The sequence below is a fragment of the Ruegeria sp. YKSF070 genome, assembly GCF_059612725.1.
On record NZ_JBXWRD010000001.1, the window covers coordinates 109,587 to 124,257 of the forward strand.

Below are 14,671 nucleotides of genomic sequence, written 5' to 3' on the forward strand. Positions count from 1 at the left end.
ATGGTGGAAAAAATGGGGCCGAAAAAGCATCATCACGGGGCAATTCGACAAATTTTCCGCCATTGATCAGCGCCCGGAAACTAAGAATACCCCTAAAAAATCACTAAAAATGGCGACTTTCTGTCCGTCCGATGGCATCGCGGTGACGCGATGCAACTTCTAGCTGTCGATTCGCCGGGCCATGATCGCAATTGCCTGCTGATAGACCGAGGCGGCATTCCACTGTTTTATCACGGCAAAGTTCGGCTCTCCCGGCTGGTAGCCCTGACCGGGGCGCCACCCCTTCTGTCGCAGGAAGTTCGCTGTCGAGGCGAGTGCGTCGGTCATGTCATAGAAATCGATCCGCCCGTCGCCGGTGGCATCCACCCCATATGCCAGCGCATTGCCCGGCAGAAACTGGGTATGGCCCAACTCTCCATGCTTTGCGCCTTTGGTCGCGCCGTTGATGGCGCGGCGGTCCACCAGTTCCAGCGCCGCCAGCGCATGCGGGATAAAGAAATCGGACCGGCGGCAATCATAGGCCAGCGTGGTAATGGCCGAGACGACCGCGCTGTCGCCCATGAAGGAGCCAAAGGCGGTCTCCATCCCGTGCAGTGCGATCAGGATGCCGGCGGGCACGCCATATTGCCGTTCCAGCGCGGCGTAGAATTCGGGATTGCGCGCCTTGCGCTTGCGGCCCTGGGCGACAATCGTATCGGCGCCGCGCACCTGCATGAACTTCTCGAGCGAGTATTTGAAGCTTTTCTGATTTCGGTCGGCAGCGATGGTGCGGGTGGCGTAGCGGGCCTGGGCCAGCGCCTCGAGCCCGCGCTTGCCGACACCCTGGCGGCGCGCAATCTGTGCAAACTCCGACTTCCAGGCCTCGAACCCGGCGCCGGTGTTACCACAGTTCAGGGCAGCGCCTGCCGAGGGGAGCTGCGACAGCAGCAAAGTCAAAAGGATCGGGCGGATATTGGGAACCATGATATCGCTCTGCATAGGGTCAAGGCACGGTCGGTGCGAGAAGGAACATCGCTTTCAGCGCAGCACCCGGTTCTACACCGGGCAGGGTCTCACGGAAAACACGGTCGATGGTGCCGTCGGCATACATCTCGGACAGCAGCGTATCGACCAGAAGCCGGAAATCGCTGTCGCCGCGGGGCAGGGCCAGCGCCTGTTTCTCGATCGTCAGGATCTCGTCCAGAAGCTGGAATTTCTCGCCCATATTGCCGGAGACGTAGTTGTAGATCAGGATGGACTGATCGGCGAAATAGGCGTCAAGCGCACCGTCGTTCAGCGCCTTGAACCCGGCATTGTGATTGGCGAAGCGCTCGAACCGGGCCTCGAGTCCGGCGGCCTCGAAAGAGTTCAGCACGGCTTGTTCGGTCGTTGTGTCGGCACGAAAGCCTATGGTCTTGCCCGCCAGATCAGACAGGTGGGCACCTTCACCGCGGCGGGTAATGACGGACGTGCCGTCGACGTAGATCGGGATCGAGAAATCGACTGACTTCTGGCGCTCCAGTGTCACCGTGGCGGCGCCACAGAGCATGTCGATATCACCCTTGGCAAGCCGTTCGAAACGGTCCGATGCAGAGACCGGGACAAAGCCGGCTTTCAATTCTCCCAGATCAAGCCTGTTGGCCATGGCCTGTGCCAGCCGACCGCACAACTGGGGCGCATAGCCCGCAGGCCTGCCCTCGGCATCAGCAAAGGAGAGAGGAGCCGCGTCGATGCGGAAACCGATATTGATCTGTCCGGTGTCGCGAATGCGTTCGATCGTCTGGGCGGCAACGGCGCCGGTCGTCAGGGCGAGAGCCAAGGTCAAAGCAAGAAGCCGCATGAAATAGTCCTTTGCCAGCAATGTGAAGCCAGACTAGCCGGGCAGGGCTTTGGCTCAAAGGGGAATATGGGCCCTATTCGGGTCAAAAGGCTCGGCTGAACTCTGCGTTGCCTCGCCACGCCATTGGGTGGGCTTGGGGTAGGGGCCGCTCATATCGCACGGATCAGCGGCACTTGAGCGACATCACCTACGATTTCCGCTCCAATCCGGAAGACATGGTATAGGTGGCTGCAACTGCGGCGACCTGGACTGACACGGAGCTTTGCGCATAGAGGGTGTTCGCCTGTTTGGTTGGCCATCCACGACCAAAGGCACCTTCTTGTGCCCGACTGCAATTTTGGTTTTCATTGAACCGTCTCTTGGTTCGGAGACCTGAGTTTCTCACTTTGTTCTGAACCTGGCTGACCAGAGCCGAAGGTGTCGGCGGCGCTAAGCTGCGGCAACCGGGCGTCCGGCAATTGGTGGGACTGAGAGGATGCTCAATTGCTCGTTCTTCCAACAAAGGCTTTGTTGTATGATTTGGTATCGAAGGAACCGAGGAATGGGGGGCAGATGCCGGTATTCATGGTAGAGCGCGATCTCAAGGGGATCGCTATGGAAGACCTGGCAGGGGCGCAGAAGGCCGCGATTTCGAAGGCGGCGGAAATGCGCGCCGCGGGAACCGAAATCCGATACATCCGGTCGACGTTTGCGCCACAGGACGGACGTTGCATGTGTCTTTTCGAGGCAGAGACAGCCGACGACGTGCGCGCCCTGAACGACCAGGCGGGCTTGCCCTATAGCGGTATCGTTACGGCGATGGATCTGACACCATAGTCTTTGACGATTGGCCTTGAAGACGTTCATTTGATCTCCTGACCAAGGGCCCAAGGTTGAATTCAGACACGGAACCGAAAGTCGATGTGCCAACGTTTCAAGCCATGCGGGAACGTGAGGCGGCATCGCGTGACATTCTTCAGGTCATTACCCGCTCTCGCGAAGACAGCCTCCCGGTATTCGATGTGATCCTGGCCCATGCGCGCCGGTTGTGTGACAGCCTGCACGCGGGGTTTTTTCTTTTGTCGGATGACGGGCAGGAACTGCAACTGGCCGCCTATCAGGGCGAAGACGAATGGCTGGTTGCATTGCATTTCCAGAAACCGCCCCGATTGGACGACGTCGGCAATCCGCTGGTGCGTGCAGCAGTATCGAGAACGGTTGTTCATATTCCCGATACCGAGAATGTCGACACAAACCAGGAGACCGGCGCGGCAAGAAGTCTGTTGCACGTTCCCTTGCTGGCCCGTGATCGGTGTCACGGCGTTCTGAGCCTTGCCGGACGCGTTCCCGAGGCTTTTTCAGGCGCCGATATCGAACTCATCCAGCTGTTTGCCGACCACGCAATGATCGCCGTCGAGAATGTCCGGCAGTTTTGTGCGCTGAAGGAGAAGACCGAAGAGGTGGAGACGCTCAACCAATCGCTGCAAGATCGGGTCGACACGCAAGTTGCCGAGATCGAACGCATGGGGCGGCTCAAGCGGTTCCTGCCGCCGGCGGTGGCCAATACCATCGTCTCCTCTGGATCGGACAGGATGTTATCCAGCCACCGCGCCCTACTGGGGGTGCTGTTTTGCGACATTCGCGGATTTACCGCCTTTTGCGAAACCGCCGAACCCGAAGAGACCATCGAGGTTCTACAGACCTATCACGAGGAGATGGGCAAGCTGATCAATGCCCATGGGGCGGGCGTCGATCACAGGATGGGGGATGGCATCATGGTTTTGTTCAATGATCCTATACCCTGCGATAACCCGGCTGGCCAAGCCGTGCGGTTGGCCATTGCGATGCACGAACGGATGGCGGACCTTGGCCGGCAGTGGAAGCGGCTGGGGTACCGTTTGGGATTTGGTGTCGGCGTATCACTGGGGTATGCCACTGTCGGAATGGTGGGATCCGAAGGGCGGTTTGATTACACCGCGTCCGGGACGGCAATAAACCTCGGTTCCAGGCTGTGCGACGAAGCCGAAGACGGCGAGATCCTTCTGAGTCCGAGAGCGGCTATCGCGGTCGAAGATGAATTCAGGGTGGTTTCACGTGGTACCCTGCATCTGAAAGGAATACGGGAGCCGATCGAGGTTTTCAGGCTGGAAGACAGTCCGGAAGCTCCTCAGTTGCTTTGAGTGCTTGACGATTGAGCAATTGCCGCTTCCAGCCCTGAGTTCGCTGGACGATCAACCAACCAAAGAAAGAGGGCGCCCAGAAGGACGCCCCCGATCTGAGATACTGACTGCGATCAGCAGCTGTAGTACATGCCGAATTCCACCGGGTGCGGGGTGTGCTCGTACTTGTGGACCTCTTCCATCTTCAGCTCGATATAGCCTTCGATCTGGTCCTTGGTGAACACGTCGCCCTGCAGCAGGAAGTCGTGATCGGCGGCCAGGCATTCCAGCGCCTCACGCAGCGAGCCGCAGACGGTGGGGATGTCGGCCAGTTCCTCGGCGGGCAGGTCGTAGAGGTTCTTGTCCATCGCCTCGCCCGGATCGATCTTGTTCTTGATGCCGTCGAGACCGGCCATCAGCAGGGCGGCAAAGCACAGGTAGGGGTTTGCCGACGGATCGGGGAAGCGGGCCTCGACGCGCTTGGCCTTGGGGCTTTCGGTCCACGGAATACGGACGCAGCCCGAGCGGTTGCGGGCCGAATAGGCGCGCAGAACGGGGGCCTCGAAACCGGGGATCAGGCGCTTGTAGCTGTTGGTGCCCGGGTTGGTGAAGGCGTTCAGCGTCTTGGCGTGCTTGAGGATGCCGCCGATGAAATACAACGCTTCCTGGCTCAGATCGGCATATTTGTCACCGGCAAACAGCGGCTTGCCGTCTTTCCAGATCGACATGTTCACGTGCATGCCCGAGCCGTTGTCGCCATAGATCGGCTTCGGCATGAAGGTGGCCGACTTGCCATAGGCGTGGGCGACGTTGTGGATCACGTATTTGTACTTCTGGATCTCGTCGGCCTGCTTGGTCAGCGTGCCGAAGATCAGGCCCAGTTCGTGCTGGCACGAGGCCACTTCGTGGTGGTGCTTGTCCACCTTCATGCCCATGCGCTTCATGGTCGAGAGCATCTCAGACCGCAGGTCCTGCGCCTCGTCGGTCGGGTTGACCGGGAAATAGCCGCCCTTCAGACCGGGGCGGTGACCCATGTTGCCGGTCTCGAACTCGGCATCGGTGTTCCAGGACGCGTCGGTTGCGTCGACCTCGTAGGAGACCTTGTTGATGGTGTTCGAATAGCGCACGTCGTCGAAAAGGAAGAATTCGGCCTCGGGGCCCATATAGGCCACATCGCCGATGCCCGATGCCTTCAGATAGGCCTCGGCCTTGACGGCGGTGCCGCGCGGGTCGCGGTCATAGGCCTCGCCGGTGTCGGGCTCGACAACCGAGCAGTGAATGCAGATGGTCTTTTCCGCGTAGAACGGATCGACATAGGCGCTCTCGGTGTCGGGCATCAGTTTCATGTCCGAAGCTTCGATCGATTTCCAGCCGGCAATCGACGAGCCGTCGAACATGAAGCCTTCTTCCAGAAAGTCCTCGTCGACCAGATCGGCGATGATCGTCACGTGCTGAAGCTTGCCGCGCGGGTCGGTGAAGCGGATGTCGACATATTCGGCACCCTCGTCCTTGATCAGCTGAAGAACTGCGTCCTTGCTCATACTCTCTTGTCCTCTGCTAGAGTGTGTTCGGGTCAAAGCGCGTCCGAACCGGTCTCGCCGGTACGGATGCGGATGGCTTGTTCGATGGTCGAAACAAAAATCTTGCCGTCGCCGATTTTGTCGGTCTTGGCGGCGCTCACGATGGCCTCGATTGCGGCGTCGACCTGGTCGTCGTCCAGCACCACTTCGAGTTTCACCTTGGGCAGGAAGTCGACCACATATTCCGCACCGCGATAGAGCTCGGTATGGCCTTTCTGACGGCCAAAGCCCTTGACCTCGACCACGCTGAGGCCCTGGACGCCGATATCCTGCAGCGCCTCTTTGACCTCGTCCAGCTTGAACGGTTTGATGATCGCTTCGATCTTCTTCATCGCGGTGCTCCTTGCAAGCTTGTCAGCCCGCGTCAGATCACGTCTAAGCTAGAGGCTCAACGCGAATGCGAAACCGGCCGGGCCGCGCTGCGGCAATTTTGGGCGACAGGTGAAAATTTGTGCAAAATGCACAAGAATTGTGCAGAAGTGAATCGGTGAAGGGGCAGGGCATGACCGAACTGCTGACCGCGGCGCAGATGCGGGCCATTGAACAGGCGGCAATCGCCTCGGGCGAGGTGACCGGGCTGGAGTTAATGGAGCGCGCCGGGCGCGGCGTAGTCGAGGCGATTTTCGAGGAATGGCCCGAACTGGCGGAAGAGCGGGGGCCAGCCCCCGCACCCCCGGGATATTTGCAGCAAGAGGAAGAGGCATGGCGGGCTGTGGTCCTCTGCGGGCCCGGCAACAATGGCGGCGACGGCTTTGTGGTGGCGCGGCTGTTGCACGAGCGCGGTTGGGAGGTGGAGGTGTTTCTCTACGGCGATCCTGAGAAGCTGCCGCCGGATGCGCGGGTTAATTATGAGCGGTGGGGGGGGCTGGGGAAGGTTAAGGCTTCTGCGAAGTTTGAGCCAGAAAACTGGAACTGGCAAACCGGAGAGGTCGGAGAGGTTGATCTCATAGTAGATGCGGTTTTTGGCACTGGGTTGGTTCGCCCGCTCGGCAGCGAGATGGGGCTGCATGAGAAGATCGGTGTGCTCAAAACTCAGGTGGTCAACGCACGTCGCGTGGCGATTGATCTTCCTTCTGGATTATGTGCCGACAGCGGAAAGCCTCTCATTGATACCCAGGAACAGATAGGGCGTGGTAAGCTGGAATTTGAACTGTCTGTGAGCTTTCATCGCGAGAAAGTCGGGCATCGAATTTCAGATGGACCGGCTTTTTGCGGAAAAACAGTGGTGAAAAGCATCGGCTTGGATGACTTGCCATCCAGTCGCGCTGCCACAAGGGAGCTTGCCAGCGAAATTGTGCGCCTGGCGCAACCAAGGCTGTCAGACAAGGCGGCGGTGTCCCACAAGTACACTCACGGCCATGCCCTGATCCTCTCCGGTGGGTCCGGCAAGACCGGCGCGGCGCGGTTGGCAGCGCGCGGCGCGCTCCGGATCGGGGCGGGTCTGGTGACGCTGGGGGTGCCAACCAGCGCGCAGCAGGAGGTTGCCTGCCAGATCACCGCGCTGATGCTGGCGCGGGTCGAGAATGTCGAAGGGTTTGCGGCGGTGTTGGAGGATACCCGCCTCAACGCGCTCTGCTTGGGGCCCGGTATGGGCGTCGAGCGGGCGCGTGATCTGGTGCCGGTGGCGCTGGCTGCACGGCGCGCCACTGTGCTGGATGCGGATGCGCTGACGGCTTTTGCCGACGACCCGGCCGCGTTGTTTGCCAAGTTGCATGAGGCTTGCGTCCTCACCCCGCATGGCGGCGAGTTTGCGCGGCTGTTCCCGGATATCGCGAAGAGGCTCCGCGAGGAGCCGAAAAGCGGCCCGGCCTATTCCAAGGTCGATGCCACCCGCGAGGCCGCCAAGCGCGCGGGCTGTGTGGTGCTGTTCAAAGGTCCCGATACGGTGATCGCGGCACCGGATGGGCGCTGTTCGGTGAACTCGGCCCATTACGAGCGCTCGGCGCCATGGCTGGCGACCGCCGGATCGGGCGATGTGCTGGCGGGTTTCATCACCGGGCTGCTGGCCCGCAGGTATGACCCGATGCGGGCGGCCGAGGCCGCCGCCTGGTTGCATGTGGAATGCGCGCTGGAATTCGGCCCCGGCCTGATCGCCGAGGACCTGCCGGAACAATTGCCGGCAGTATTCCGTAAACTGGGCGTCTAAGCGGCGAGGCGGCCCGCGGCGGGCAGGCATTGGCCCGCCACTTCCAGCCCGCCGGCATAGAGCACATGGGCGGCGTCGAAATGCAGCTGGAACAACGGCATCTCACGCGGACCCAGGTCGCGGATGAACTCTCCATCCACCAGCGCATCGGCCCGTACCATGGCTTGAGATGTCCCGAACAGGGCCTGCGCCCGCCAGTCACGGATCAGCACCGGTTGGCCAGCGGGCAGGATCAGGTCGCAGTCCGGGCGCGTGTCGCCAAGCGATCCGGCGGCAAAGCGGATCGCGCGCACGGTCTGGCATGCGTGGGTTAGATGACGCAGCGGAACAAAGCCCCGGTCGCGGGTAATGATCCGGTCACCGGGGGACAGGAATTCCACCGGCATTTCGCCATCCTGTGTCAGCAGGACGGTGCCGGCCAGGAATCCGGCCTCGGGCGCGGGTGCGATATCGGGATTGAAATGCGAGCCTCTGCCCGCGGCACGGACTGCCGCTTTTGCGTTCATGATGGATCACCTTGGTCTGCTCGTTATTTTTGCTGGTCAGAATATGGCAAAACCGTGAACTTGTCGCGGCGATTTGCTGCCGATTTTAGATAAATCCCGGAAAGCGTGCCTTTGCGGCATCGTGACGGAAGCATTCAGATTGCCTCTCGCGCTCGGCTGAAAGCTTTGCTATTCAGCGCGTCACGGTGCCGCTGCGGCGGATCGTGACTGCGGGTGTGGCGGAATTGGTAGACGCACCAGATTTAGGTTCTGGCGCCGCAAGGCGTGGGGGTTCAAGTCCCTTCACCCGCACCACCTTCTCTTTTTCAGAAATGATGTCGCGCCCATCGCCGTCTGGCGATTGCACCCCTGGATTTCATGGGTTTTCGAGTGTCGCGCCAAGCGGGGGCGTGCCATGCAGGGGCTGCATGGCCACGAGGAGTTTTTTGCTTTGCGCGTGATTTCGCCGCTGGGGCGTTCCGCGATAAGCGCTTGTGGTTACACCGGATCATCACAGAACGTCACGATTCCGTGTTGCGAAAATATCAGTCTCGGTGCGCGTGTCGGCGGGTTCTCTGGAAGTGGGAGCCCCTTTTTTCCATTTGAAGAGGGATAATGAGCAACCTCCTCAACGGAGACACGATATGACGAGACAGATCAAAACAGCGACTGGTGCGGCGCTGCTGGCCGCGATCACCGCGGTTCCGGCCGCGGCAGAACTGAAATGGGATAATGCCTCTGGTGGATATGTTCAGATCTACGGGCAGGTCTCGCCCGCCTGGCAGTCGGTCGATGACGGGGTGCAGAGCAAGGATACCTTTGTCGACAACGCCCATTCCAACACCCGCGTCGGCCTGTGGGTGGTGCAGCCCATGTATCAGGGCACGTTCAAGTTCAATCTGGAAACCGCGCTTGGCCTGCGTTCGTCGGGTGGGGTGAGCCAGACCAACACACCCAAGGGGGCAGATTGGGACCGGACCGACCTGCGCAAGATCGACTTTTCCTATGCCAGCGAGAGCTGGGGTACGATCTATGTGGGACAGGGGTCGATGGCAAGCGACGGCGTCGCGGACATCACGCTGAACAACAACGGCATGACCACCTATAACGGCATCGGCGATTTTGCCGGGAGTTTCCAGTTCCGCACCGCTGCCGGGGCGCTGTCGGGCGTCACCATCGGGTCGGTCAATCCCAGCCTGGATGGCGGGCGCCAGGGACGCGTGCGGTACGACACGCCCAGTTTTAATGGCTTCACTGTTTCGGTCGCGGCCGGTACCGACGTGCTGACCCCGGGCAACAGCGACAAGTATTACGACATCGCGCTGAAATATGCGGGCGAGTTCGACGGTACAAAGGTCAAGGGCGGCATCGGATTTTCCCGTCGTGACAGCGGTGGCGTCGACCGCGACGACACGTTCGGCTCGGTCGCTGTCAAGTTCCGCTCGGGTCTGAACTTTGCCGTGGCTGGCGGCAGCCGCGAGAACAGCGGTGACTATACCTATGTTCTGGCCGGGTACGAGACGCGGTTCCTTTCGGTCGGCATGACCTCGTTTGCGATCGATTACTACAACGGGAACGATTTCGGGCTGGCCGGCCGCGAGTCGAAGTCCTTGGGGTTGGGCATCAACCAGAATTTCGACAGCATCAACACCCAAGTCTATCTGGGCTACCGCAATCACGAACTGTCCGATCCAGGTACTGCCTATCAGGATGTGGACGCGTTCCTGTTCGGCGCTCGCTGGAAATTCTGATCCGGTGTCGATGGGTTTGCGCCCGCCCGTCCCCGTCAAGGGGCGGGCGGGCGTCACTCTTGCGTGAGATGGGTGCAAAAACGCACATCGCATTTGCAGAAAGCTGGCATGTCGCAGGGCGCTTTTTTGAATTTCACGTGCTGTTCGCATTCGCGTTACTTTCTTATCTATATGTAATAAAATAGTTTTTTCTTTTTCTCGAGTCGCGCCGCGTAGCAGCGATGCAACGCGCGGGCCACGGGCCGGGGCGCGCATATGGAACCGTCACCCCTCCCCACCACATCAGAGGGCACGCAACCGCGTTTCATCCATCTGATGGGAAAGAAGATGATCACCACACTCAGAACCACTTCGGCTCTGGCCCTGGCGGCGGCGGCTCTGGCCGCGCCGGCATCGGCCCAGCTGCTTTATGAAAACCAGTCCGGCGGTTCGATCCGGCTGTATGGCCAGTTCAACCCGGCCCTGATCTCGGTCGATGACGGCCAGCAGACCGAAACCCAGATCCGCGACAACGACCTGTCGCGCAGCCGTCTGGGTCTGCGCCTGACGCAGCCCTTTGGCGACAACACCTTTCGGTTCCGGTTCGAGACCGGGTTGGGCCTGCCCAACTCGACTGAGACCAACCAGCTGGGCGATAATTTCAGCGGCTGGACCCGGGACGACCTGCGCCATATCGATTTCTCGCTCGAAGGTGACTGGGGCAAGGTCTCGCTGGGTCAGGGCAGCATGGCGGCCGATGGCATCGCCGAATCCGACCTGTCCTATGTGGGCGTGGCGCTGTATTCCTACCTTGCCGATGCCAACGCGGCCTTCCTGTTCCGCGATACGGCCGGGGTTCTGTCCGGTCCGGCGGTGGGCGATACGCTCGACACGTTCGACGGCTCGCGCCGCGGCCGTATCCGCTATGACAGTCCCGAGATCGCCGGGTTCACCTTCTCGGCCGCGTATGGCGAGAACGTCCTGAACACCGCCGACCAGTCGGATTACTACGACGCAGCGGTGCGTTATTCGGGCGAGTTCGCCGGTGGCGTGCAGCTGGATGCGGGCCTGGCCTATCAGGTGCGCGACAACAATGGCGTTGATCGTTCCGATGTGGTGGGTTCGGCCTCGGTCCTGCTTCAGAACGGGCTCAGCTTCACCTTTGCGGGCGGCACCCGCGACAACGACGCCGCAGGCGCCAGCGATCCCGATTACCTGTATTTCAAGGTCGCCTATGACGCCGACTGGTTCTCGTTCGGCAAGACCGGCGTCGGCGTGCACTATTATGACGGGTCGGACTTCAATGTCGCTGGCTCAGAGACCAAGGGCTGGGGCGTGGGTATCGCGCAGCGGGTCGAGGCCTATAACACCGACGTCTATTTCACCTATCAGGACTATGAATATGACGACGCGGCCAACAGCTATCAGGACCTCAGCACCATCGTGCTGGGCGCGCGCTGGCGCTTCTGATCGGTTCGTGACCGTCTGACATCGACACGCCCCGGCTGGCCCGGGGCGTGTTTTTTGTCTCATACCCCCAATTGAAGGGCCCGTGCGGCACTACCCCCTTGCACCGGCCTCTCGGGACAAATAGAAGGCCACAAATTGTGCATGGCGCGCGCCTCGGTGCGTGCGCCCAGAATCCTATGGGGACTACCATATGCAGGTTACCGAGACGCTGAACGAAGGTCTGAAACGCGGCTACAACATCGTTGTGAGCGCGGCTGAGCTGGACGCCAAGGTCAACGAAAAGCTGGTCGAGGCGCAGCCCGAGATCGAGATGAAGGGCTTTCGCAAGGGCAAGGTGCCCATGGCGCTGCTGAAAAAGCAGTTCGGCCAGCGTCTGCTGGGCGAGGCGATGCAGGAAACCATCGACGGCGCCATGAACAAGCATTTCGAGGACAGCGGTGACCGCCCCGCGCTCCAGCCCGAGGTCAAGATGACCAACGAGGACTGGAAAGAGGGCGACGACGTGCATGTCGAGATGTCCTATGAGGCGCTGCCCGCGATCCCCGAGATCGACATGAGCGACATCGCGCTGGAGAAACTGGTGGTCAAGGCAGACGACGCCGCCATCGAAGAGGCGCTGGGCAACCTGGCCGAGACCGCGCAGGATTTCAAAGCGCGCCGCAAGGGTTCCAAGGCCAAGGACGGCGACCAGGTCGTGATGGATTTCGTCGGCAAGGTCGACGGCGAGGCGTTTGAAGGCGGCTCGGCCGAGGATTACCCGCTGGTTCTGGGCTCCAACAGCTTCATCCCCGGCTTCGAAGAGCAGCTGGTGGGCGTGAAGGCCGAAGAGGAAAAAGACGTCACCGTCACCTTCCCCGAGGAGTACGGCGCCGAGCATCTGGCCGGCAAGGAAGCCGTATTCACCTGCACCATCAAAGAGGTGAAGGAACCGGTTGCTGCCGAGATTAACGACGAACTGGCCAAGAAATTCGGCGCCGAGGATCTGGCGGCGCTGAAGGCCCAGATTGCCGAGCGTCTGGAAGCCGAATATGCCGGTGCTTCGCGCGCGGTGATGAAGCGTGGCCTGCTGGACGCGCTGGACGTCAAGGTCTCGTTCGATCTGCCGCCGAGCCTGGTTGACGCCGAGGCCAAGCAGATCGCGCATCAGCTGTGGCACGAGGAAAACCCCGAGGTTCACGACCACAACCACGGTGAGATCGAAGCGACCGAAGAGCACACCAAACTGGCCGAGCGTCGCGTGCGCCTGGGACTGCTGCTGGCCGAACTGGGTCAGAAGGCCGAGGTCGAGGTGACCGATGCCGAGATGACCCAGGCGATCCTGGGCCAGGCCCGCCAGTATCCGGGGCAGGAGCGCCAGTTCTTTGAATTCGTGCAGAAGAACCCGCAGATGCAGCAGCAGCTGCGCGCGCCGATCTTCGAGGACAAGGTGGTCGACCACATTGTGGCCCAGGCCAAAGTGACCGAGAAAGAGATCAGCAAGGAAGATCTGCAAAAGGCCCTGGAAGAGCTGGACGCGGAATAAACCGCATCCTCCCGGCTCGAAAAATCAAAAAGCCGCCCGAGATTTCGGGCGGCCTTTTTTTGTCGCGCATATGGTTGGTGTTCGGAGTGGCTCAGGCTTCGCGCGCGACCAGCTTCGGCGTGTCCAGCAGCCCCTGCTTGCGACGCGGGTCAAGCGAGCCTGCCAGCGCTTCAATCAGGCTCTGTACGGCCTTCAGCTCCTCCTCGCCCACGGCGGCCTGGATCTGCTCCTTCAGATAGCGTTCCAGCGGAGTGGCGGTGGCCGCGTCCTCGTCGTCCCTGGCATGGGCACGGTTGTACAGGGCCAGTGCTTCGTCATCGCTCAGAAACACGTCATGGGCGATCCCCGCGAACTGGCGAACGCGTTCGACGCGCTCTTCCCCGGTATCAAGAAGGGCGGCCAGCGCCGGTACCTTGCCCATCGGAACGGTCTTGCCGACATAGTCGTATGGCGCGTTGTCCGACCGCTTGAGCACCCGGTCCATCACCGGGTCGATGACGGTGACAATGTCGCTGATCCCGGCGCGGCGGGCATATTCCAGAGAGCCGATCATCAGTTCGCAGGTGGCATATGAGACCGAGTTGCGGTCCTTGCCTCGGTTCAGGCGCTGAGTGTCGACACAGAAACGGGTCGATTCCCACATTGTCGAACTGCGGATCGGCGGCTCGCCACACAGGATGTCGGAAAACACATCCGCCAGCATGTGCGGGCCGGTGGTCTGAAGCGCCCTGACCGCCGCCACCACATTTCCGTCGTCGTCAAGCCCGACGACATAGGCGGGATCAAGGTGATCGAAACGGTCGATCTCCTTGCCATCCTCGATCGTTACATCCCATCCCAGACGATCACCAAACACTCGGGCACGCAACCGAAACATGTCATCCAGAACTCCATCGAAAAGATGCTTGTTCAAAGCGTCGATCACGATGATCATTTGTTTCCCCCTACGAGTGGATTTCGGTGAACCAATCGTTACCCAAGTTGGGGCTCAGGACTATTGGGGGTTTCCCGTAGAGGCGGAAAAAAAGGTACTGGATGGTTCAGCCGGGGTAGATCAGACCCAGCCCAACGGCCCGCCCGACAGCCTGTGCGGTCGTTAAGGCGCAGAGTTTCTCGCGGGACGAGCGCAGATGCACCTCGACGGTGCGGTGCGAGATCGAAAGAATGTCACCGATATCCTGTTGCGATTTGCCAGCAGCCACCCATTGCAGGATCTCGACCTCGCGCGTCGAGAGCGACGGGTGATAGAGGATGCGGCCCAGCATGTCCGAACTCATCACCGTGTCGTGCATGTGCACGGCCAGCGATTGCAGATCACCTATCACGTGGCGCACCAGCTTGTGCCATTCCTCGGTCGAGCATTCGCGGGTGACGCTGAGCAGGCCTACATCGCCATAGGGGCCACGAACCGGTATTGTCAGACCCTGATCGCCGATACCGAAGTCATGGGCATCACGAAAGACACGGCGAAAATCGTTGCTTCGCTCAAGGCGGCTCCAGTCGACGGGGGCGATGCTGCGCTGGCTCATGTGCAGCGTCGGGTCGATCATGTGAAAGCCCTGCTCCTGATAATGGAGCTTCCACTCGTCACTATAGGTGACATAGCCGTGGATCGCACCTGCAGCCGGGTTCAACCCGGCATAGGCGGCGTGGTCCATCTCGAGCTTTTCGCGCACTTGTAGAAGGAAGTCCGAATAGACGGCTTCCGACTTGGGCAGAGTTCCGAGATCGACAATATCCATACACTGCACCTGTTCAGTCTGAACAGGGCGGACGATATT

The 14,671-nt window shown here is 60.6% G+C and carries 13 protein-coding genes and 1 tRNA gene; 7 read left to right on the plus strand and 7 right to left on the minus strand.

Features of this window, described 5'->3' with window-relative positions:
• Positions 1-159: 159 nt before the first annotated feature.
• Both AC2FL1_RS00540 and AC2FL1_RS00545 read right to left on the minus strand, forming a co-directional pair.
• Positions 160-963, minus strand: coding sequence for a lytic murein transglycosylase (locus AC2FL1_RS00540; RefSeq protein WP_496826259.1), 804 nt, complete (start codon positions 961-963; stop codon positions 160-162).
• Positions 964-982: 19 nt separating this feature from the next.
• A complete protein-coding gene (locus AC2FL1_RS00545; RefSeq protein WP_496875652.1) occupies positions 983-1,819 on the minus strand; it encodes an amino acid ABC transporter substrate-binding protein in 837 nt (278 codons plus the stop codon).
• 564 nt (positions 1,820-2,383) lie between these two features.
• Here AC2FL1_RS00545 and AC2FL1_RS00550 point away from each other — a divergent pair.
• Together AC2FL1_RS00550 and AC2FL1_RS00555 are read left to right on the plus strand one after the other, a co-directional pair.
• Complete coding sequence (locus AC2FL1_RS00550) at positions 2,384-2,635, plus strand: DUF4242 domain-containing protein (RefSeq protein WP_496875653.1); 252 nt, start codon at positions 2,384-2,386, stop codon at positions 2,633-2,635.
• A gap of 104 nt (positions 2,636-2,739) precedes the next feature.
• On the plus strand, positions 2,740-3,978 hold the full coding sequence (locus tag AC2FL1_RS00555; RefSeq protein WP_496826254.1) for an adenylate/guanylate cyclase domain-containing protein: 1,239 nt from the start codon (positions 2,740-2,742) through the stop codon (positions 3,976-3,978).
• A 113-nt stretch (positions 3,979-4,091) separates the two neighbouring features.
• On the opposite strand, the gene glnA is transcribed toward AC2FL1_RS00555, so the two are convergent.
• Entirely contained in the window at positions 4,092-5,498 is a 1,407-nt protein-coding gene (gene glnA / locus AC2FL1_RS00560; protein WP_234140698.1) for a type I glutamate--ammonia ligase, read from the minus strand.
• A gap of 32 nt (positions 5,499-5,530) precedes the next feature.
• A complete protein-coding gene (locus AC2FL1_RS00565; protein WP_496826252.1) occupies positions 5,531-5,869 on the minus strand; it encodes a P-II family nitrogen regulator in 339 nt (112 codons plus the stop codon).
• A gap of 170 nt (positions 5,870-6,039) precedes the next feature.
• Between AC2FL1_RS00565 and AC2FL1_RS00570 the strand changes: the two genes are divergently transcribed.
• Complete coding sequence (locus AC2FL1_RS00570; RefSeq protein ID WP_496875654.1) at positions 6,040-7,683, plus strand: NAD(P)H-hydrate dehydratase; 1,644 nt, start codon at positions 6,040-6,042, stop codon at positions 7,681-7,683.
• On the opposite strand, the gene AC2FL1_RS00575 is transcribed toward AC2FL1_RS00570, so the two are convergent.
• Complete coding sequence (locus AC2FL1_RS00575) at positions 7,680-8,189, minus strand: Hint domain-containing protein (protein WP_496875655.1); 510 nt, start codon at positions 8,187-8,189, stop codon at positions 7,680-7,682. The genes AC2FL1_RS00570 and AC2FL1_RS00575 overlap by 4 nt on opposite strands.
• A 209-nt stretch (positions 8,190-8,398) precedes the next feature.
• Between AC2FL1_RS00575 and AC2FL1_RS00580 the strand changes: the two genes are divergently transcribed.
• The 4 genes from AC2FL1_RS00580 (at position 8,399) to tig (ending at position 12,890) form a co-directional block, all read left to right on the plus strand.
• Positions 8,399-8,483: transfer RNA gene (locus AC2FL1_RS00580), tRNA-Leu, on the plus strand.
• Positions 8,484-8,812: 329 nt separating this feature from the next.
• Positions 8,813-9,919, plus strand: coding sequence for a porin (locus AC2FL1_RS00585; protein WP_496875656.1), 1,107 nt, complete (start codon positions 8,813-8,815; stop codon positions 9,917-9,919).
• Between the two features lie 255 nt (positions 9,920-10,174).
• Positions 10,175-11,368: a porin gene (locus tag AC2FL1_RS00590; protein ID WP_496875657.1), complete on the plus strand. Its 1,194-nt coding sequence runs from the start codon at positions 10,175-10,177 to the stop codon at positions 11,366-11,368.
• Positions 11,369-11,558: 190 nt separating this feature from the next.
• On the plus strand, positions 11,559-12,890 hold the full coding sequence (gene tig / locus AC2FL1_RS00595; RefSeq protein ID WP_496826242.1) for a trigger factor: 1,332 nt from the start codon (positions 11,559-11,561) through the stop codon (positions 12,888-12,890).
• Between the two features lie 91 nt (positions 12,891-12,981).
• On the opposite strand, the gene AC2FL1_RS00600 is transcribed toward tig, so the two are convergent.
• Entirely contained in the window at positions 12,982-13,824 is an 843-nt protein-coding gene (locus AC2FL1_RS00600; RefSeq protein ID WP_496875658.1) for an acyl-homoserine-lactone synthase, read from the minus strand.
• Between the two features lie 106 nt (positions 13,825-13,930).
• On the minus strand, positions 13,931-14,632 hold the full coding sequence (locus AC2FL1_RS00605) for a LuxR family transcriptional regulator (RefSeq protein WP_496826238.1): 702 nt from the start codon (positions 14,630-14,632) through the stop codon (positions 13,931-13,933).
• Positions 14,633-14,671: the final 39 nt, after the last annotated feature.

What these genes read in the sequence shown, in the direction of transcription:
- AC2FL1_RS00540 (WP_496826259.1), bottom strand. Translation starts at nt 963, where the DNA reads ATGGTTCCCAATATCCGCCCGATCCTTTTGACTTTGCTGCTGTCGCAG.
- AC2FL1_RS00545 (WP_496875652.1), bottom strand. Translation starts at nt 1,819, where the DNA reads ATGCGGCTTCTTGCTTTGACCTTGGCTCTCGCCCTGACGACCGGCGCC.
- AC2FL1_RS00550 (WP_496875653.1), top strand. Translation starts at nt 2,384, where the DNA reads ATGGTAGAGCGCGATCTCAAGGGGATCGCTATGGAAGACCTGGCAGGG.
- AC2FL1_RS00555 (WP_496826254.1), top strand. Translation starts at nt 2,740, where the DNA reads ATGCGGGAACGTGAGGCGGCATCGCGTGACATTCTTCAGGTCATTACC.
- glnA (WP_234140698.1), bottom strand. Translation starts at nt 5,498, where the DNA reads ATGAGCAAGGACGCAGTTCTTCAGCTGATCAAGGACGAGGGTGCCGAA.
- AC2FL1_RS00565 (WP_496826252.1), bottom strand. Translation starts at nt 5,869, where the DNA reads ATGAAGAAGATCGAAGCGATCATCAAACCGTTCAAGCTGGACGAGGTC.
- AC2FL1_RS00570 (WP_496875654.1), top strand. Translation starts at nt 6,040, where the DNA reads ATGACCGAACTGCTGACCGCGGCGCAGATGCGGGCCATTGAACAGGCG.
- AC2FL1_RS00575 (WP_496875655.1), bottom strand. Translation starts at nt 8,189, where the DNA reads ATGAACGCAAAAGCGGCAGTCCGTGCCGCGGGCAGAGGCTCGCATTTC.
- AC2FL1_RS00585 (WP_496875656.1), top strand. Translation starts at nt 8,813, where the DNA reads ATGACGAGACAGATCAAAACAGCGACTGGTGCGGCGCTGCTGGCCGCG.
- AC2FL1_RS00590 (WP_496875657.1), top strand. Translation starts at nt 10,175, where the DNA reads ATGGAACCGTCACCCCTCCCCACCACATCAGAGGGCACGCAACCGCGT.
- tig (WP_496826242.1), top strand. Translation starts at nt 11,559, where the DNA reads ATGCAGGTTACCGAGACGCTGAACGAAGGTCTGAAACGCGGCTACAAC.
- AC2FL1_RS00600 (WP_496875658.1), bottom strand. Translation starts at nt 13,824, where the DNA reads ATGATCATCGTGATCGACGCTTTGAACAAGCATCTTTTCGATGGAGTT.
- AC2FL1_RS00605 (WP_496826238.1), bottom strand. Translation starts at nt 14,632, where the DNA reads ATGGATATTGTCGATCTCGGAACTCTGCCCAAGTCGGAAGCCGTCTAT.